The sequence below is a fragment of the Cryobacterium glucosi genome, from assembly GCF_004402235.1.
Lineage (GTDB): Bacteria > Actinomycetota > Actinomycetes > Actinomycetales > Microbacteriaceae > Cryobacterium > Cryobacterium glucosi.
Window position 1 is genome coordinate 1 of record NZ_SOFS01000030.1, and the last position, 5329, is coordinate 5329.

General features: G+C 53.2%; 2 rRNA genes. Both read left to right on the forward strand.

Going from position 1 to position 5329, the window contains the following annotated elements:
* Window positions 1-10 precede the first annotated feature (10 nt).
* Window positions 11-1530: ribosomal RNA gene (locus E3O46_RS13340) — 16S ribosomal RNA — on the forward strand.
* A 656-nt stretch (window positions 1531-2186) separates the two neighbouring features.
* Window positions 2187-5315: ribosomal RNA gene (locus E3O46_RS13345) — 23S ribosomal RNA — on the forward strand.
* The 16S and 23S rRNA genes sit together here, the layout of an rRNA operon.
* The last annotated feature ends 14 nt before the right edge of the window (window positions 5316-5329 follow it).

A 5329-nucleotide genomic window follows, 5' to 3' on the forward strand; every position in this document is an offset into this window, starting at 1 on the left:
CAATCAAACATTTACGGAGAGTTTGATCCTGGCTCAGGACGAACGCTGGCGGCGTGCTTAACACATGCAAGTCGAACGATGATGGAGAGCTTGCTCTTCGGATTAGTGGCGAACGGGTGAGTAACACGTGAGCAATCTGCCCTTGACTCTGGGATAAGCGTTGGAAACGACGTCTAATACCGGATACGACCCTTGGAGGCATCTCTGGGGGTGGAAAGAATTTTGGTCAGGGATGAGCTCGCGGCCTATCAGCTAGTTGGTGAGGTAATGGCTCACCAAGGCGACGACGGGTAGCCGGCCTGAGAGGGTGACCGGCCACACTGGGACTGAGACACGGCCCAGACTCCTACGGGAGGCAGCAGTGGGGAATATTGCACAATGGGCGAAAGCCTGATGCAGCAACGCCGCGTGAGGGACGACGGCCTTCGGGTTGTAAACCTCTTTTAGTAGGGAAGAAGCGAAAGTGACGGTACCTGCAGAAAAAGCACCGGCTAACTACGTGCCAGCAGCCGCGGTAATACGTAGGGTGCAAGCGTTGTCCGGAATTATTGGGCGTAAAGAGCTCGTAGGCGGTTTGTCGCGTCTGCTGTGAAAACCCGAGGCTCAACCTCGGGCCTGCAGTGGGTACGGGCAGACTAGAGTGCGGTAGGGGAGATTGGAATTCCTGGTGTAGCGGTGGAATGCGCAGATATCAGGAGGAACACCAATGGCGAAGGCAGATCTCTGGGCCGTAACTGACGCTGAGGAGCGAAAGCATGGGGAGCGAACAGGATTAGATACCCTGGTAGTCCATGCCGTAAACGTTGGGAACTAGATGTGGGGACCATTCCACGGTCTCCGTGTCGCAGCTAACGCATTAAGTTCCCCGCCTGGGGAGTACGGCCGCAAGGCTAAAACTCAAAGGAATTGACGGGGGCCCGCACAAGCGGCGGAGCATGCGGATTAATTCGATGCAACGCGAAGAACCTTACCAAGGCTTGACATATAGAGGAAACGGCTGGAAACAGTCGCCCCGCAAGGTCTCTATACAGGTGGTGCATGGTTGTCGTCAGCTCGTGTCGTGAGATGTTGGGTTAAGTCCCGCAACGAGCGCAACCCTCGTCCTATGTTGCCAGCACGTAATGGTGGGAACTCATGGGATACTGCCGGGGTCAACTCGGAGGAAGGTGGGGATGACGTCAAATCATCATGCCCCTTATGTCTTGGGCTTCACGCATGCTACAATGGCCGGTACAAAGAGCTGCAATACCGCAAGGTGGAGCGAATCCCAAAAAGCCGGTCTCAGTTCGGATTGAGGTCTGCAACTCGACCTCATGAAGTCGGAGTCGCTAGTAATCGCAGATCAGCAACGCTGCGGTGAATACGTTCCCGGGCCTTGTACACACCGCCCGTCAAGTCATGAAAGTCGGTAACACCCGAAGCCGGTGGCCTAACCCTCACGGGAAGGAGCTGTCGAAGGTGGGATCGGTGATTAGGACTAAGTCGTAACAAGGTAGCCGTACCGGAAGGTGCGGCTGGATCACCTCCTTTCTAAGGAGCACAGCAGTGCCGTCTGTATACAGCGGAGTAACACTGCCAAGCCATACGAAGACGAATGTTCTTCGATGGCGCTCATGGGTGGAACATTGACATTGATATGCAGAGATCATCTCTGGATCCAGTACGCCTGGTACCGCTTGCGGTGCCTCGTTGGAAAGGTCCGGTTATGAAGGAAACATATATGCACGCTGTTGGGTCCTGAGGGACCGGAACAACTGGGTTTTGCCTGGTTGGACTGTTCCTCTGGACCTTTTCTTGTCAGCAGTCGTACCGAACTTGTTCGGTCGCTGGCTTGGAGGGGTACCGCCCGTACTTTGAGAACTACACAGTGGACGCGAGCATCTTAAATTTGACAGTCTTCGGACTGCAAATTACAAAGATCTATTTATAGATCATTGGTCAATTTCGNCTGTTCACATCAATCGTGGGCAGGTGAGGGTACCGCCCGTACTTTGAGAACTACACAGTGGACGCGAGCATCTTAAATTTGACAGTCTTCGGACTGCAAATTACAAAGATCTATTTATAGATCATTGGTCAATTTCGATCGTGAGACGAAAGTTTTACGATTCTTAATCGATTCAAACTCATGTGATNGATCGTGAGACGAAAGTTTTACGATTCTTAATCGATTCAAACTCATGTGATTTCAAATTTCTAAGAGCAAACGGTGAATGCCTTGGCATGTAGAGCCGAAGAAGGACGTAGTAATCTGCGATAAGCCTCGGGGAGTTGATAAACGAACTGTGATCCGAGGATGTCCGAATGGGGAAACCCCGCCAGGCCCGTAAGGTGACCTGGTGACTCCCGCCTGAATATATAGGGCGGGTAGAGGGAACGTGGGGAAGTGAAACATCTCAGTACCCACAGGAAGAGAAAACAATAGTGATTCCGTTAGTAGTGGCGAGCGAACCCGGATGAGGCTAAACCGATCATGTGTGATAGCCGGCAGGCGTTGCATGGTCGGGGTTGCGGGACTTTTCTGCTGATTCTGCCGAACAGTGAGGGTTAGAGCGTTGTATAGACGAACAGGATTGAAAGCCTGGTCATAGAGGGTGCGAACCCCGTAGTCGAAATGCAGTAATCGCCCGAAGAGTATCCCAAGTAGCACGGGGCCCGAGAAATCCCGTGTGAATCTGTCAGGACCACCTGATAAGCCTAAATACTCCTACATGACCGATAGTGAACAAGTACCGTGAGGGAAAGGTGAAAAGTACCCCGGGAGGGGAGTGAAATAGTACCTGAAACCGTTTGCTTACAAACCGTTGGAGCCAGTCTGATTCTGGTGACAGCGTGCCTTTTGAAGAATGAGCCTGCGAGTTAGTGATATGTGGCGAGCTTAACCCGAGAGGGGAATGCGTAGCGAAAGCGAGTCTGAATAGGGCGATTCAGTCGCATGTCCTAGACCCGAAGCGAAGTGATCTATCCATGGCCAGGTTGAAGCGACGGTAAGACGTCGTGGAGGACCGAACCCACTTCAGTTGAAAATGGAGGGGATGAGCTGTGGATAGGGGTGAAAGGCCAATCAAACTTCGTGATAGCTGGTTCTCTCCGAAATGCATTTAGGTGCAGCGTTGCGTGTTTCTTGCCGGAGGTAGAGCTACTGGATGGCCGATGGGGCCTAAAAGCTTACTGACGTCAGCCAAACTCCGAATGCCGGTAAGTGAGAGCGCAGCAGTGAGACGGTGGGGGATAAGCTTCATCGTCGAGAGGGAAACAACCCAGACCACCAACTAAGGTCCCAAAGCGCGTGCTAAGTGGGAAAGGATGTGGAGTTGCACAGACAACCAGGAGGTTGGCTTAGAAGCAGCCACCCTTGAAAGAGTGCGTAATAGCTCACTGGTCAAGTGATTCCGCGCCGACAATGTAACGGGGCTCAAGCACGCCACCGAAGTTGTGGCATTGATATTTTTGGTAAGCCGCACACTTGTTGTGTTGGTTCAGCCGTGTTGATGGGTAGGAGAGCGTCGTGTGGCCAGCGAAGCGGCGGTGTAAACCAGCCGTGGAGGCTACACGAGTGAGAATGCAGGCATGAGTAGCGAAAGACGGGTGAGAAACCCGTCCTCCGAAAGATCAAGGTTTCCAGGGCCAGGCTAATCCGCCCTGGGTAAGTCGGGACCTAAGGCGAGGCCGACAGGCGTAGTCGATGGACAACGGGTTTATATTCCCGTACTGGCGAAAAACCGTCCAAGCTAATCCAGTAATGCTAAGCATCTGAATCCTCTAGATGGATCCCTTCGGGGTGAAGCGTGAGGCCTAGCGTGCGACCCTATGCTGGTGCGGTTAGCGTATTAACAGGTGTGACGCAGGAAGGTAGCTGAGCCGGGCGATGGTTGTCCCGGTCTAAGGATGTAGGCCGAGAGGTAGGCAAATCCGTCTCTCATATAAGGCTGAGACCCGATGGGTAGCCCGTAAGGGCGAAATCAGTGATCCTATGCTGCCAAGAAAAGCATCGACGCGAGGTTTTAGTCACCCGTACCCCAAACCGACTCAGGTGATCAGGTAGAGAATACTAAGGAGATCGAGAGAATCGTGGTTAAGGAACTCGGCAAAATGCCCCCGTAACTTCGGGAGAAGGGGGGCCGGAGGCGTGAAGGGATTTACTCCTGGAGCGTTCGAAGGCCGCAGAGACCAGTGGGAAGCGACTGTTTACTAAAAACACAGGTCCGTGCCAAGTCGCAAGACGATGTATACGGACTGACGCCTGCCCGGTGCTGGAAGGTTAAGAGGAACGGTTAGCCGCAAGGCGAAGCTGAGAATTTAAGCCCCAGTAAACGGCGGTGGTAACTATAACCATCCTAAGGTAGCGAAATTCCTTGTCGGGTAAGTTCCGACCTGCACGAATGGCGTAACGACTTCCCAGCTGTCTCAACCGCGAACTCGGCGAAATTGCATTACGAGTAAAGATGCTCGTTACGCGCAGCAGGACGGAAAGACCCCGTGACCTTTACTACAGCTTGGTATTGGTGTTCGGTGTGGCTTGTGTAGGATAGGTGGGAGACTGTGAAGCTTGGACGCTAGTTCAGGTGGAGTCAACGTTGAAATACCACTCTGGTCATATTGGATATCTAACTTCGAACCGTGATCCGGTTCAGGGACAGTGCCTGGTGGGTAGTTTAACTGGGGCGGTTGCCTCCTAAAAAGTAACGGAGGCGCCCAAAGGTTCCCTCAACCTGGTTGGCAATCAGGTGTCGAGTGTAAGTGCACAAGGGAGCTTGACTGTGAGACTGACAAGTCGAGCAGGGACGAAAGTCGGGACTAGTGATCCGGCAGTGGCTTGTGGAAGCGCTGTCGCTCAACGGATAAAAGGTACCTCGGGGATAACAGGCTGATCTTGCCCAAGAGTCCATATCGACGGCATGGTTTGGCACCTCGATGTCGGCTCGTCGCATCCTGGGGCTGGAGTAGGTCCCAAGGGTTGGGCTGTTCGCCCATTAAAGCGGTACGCGAGCTGGGTTTAGAACGTCGTGAGACAGTTCGGTCCCTATCCGCTGCGCGCGCAGGAAATTTGAGAAGATCTATCCCTAGTACGAGAGGACCGGGATGGACGAACCTCTGGTGTGTCAGTTGTTCCGCCAGGAGCACCGCTGATTAGCTACGTTCGGAACGGATAACCGCTGAAAGCATCTAAGCGGGAAGCCGGCTTCGAGATGAGATTTCCATCCCTTCGGGGGAGAGGCTCGCAGCTAGACTACTGCGTTGATAGGCCGGATGTGGAAGAGGGGACTAAAGACCCTTGGAGCTGACCGGTACTAATAAGCCAATAATTTGATAACACACCAGTTTGAAT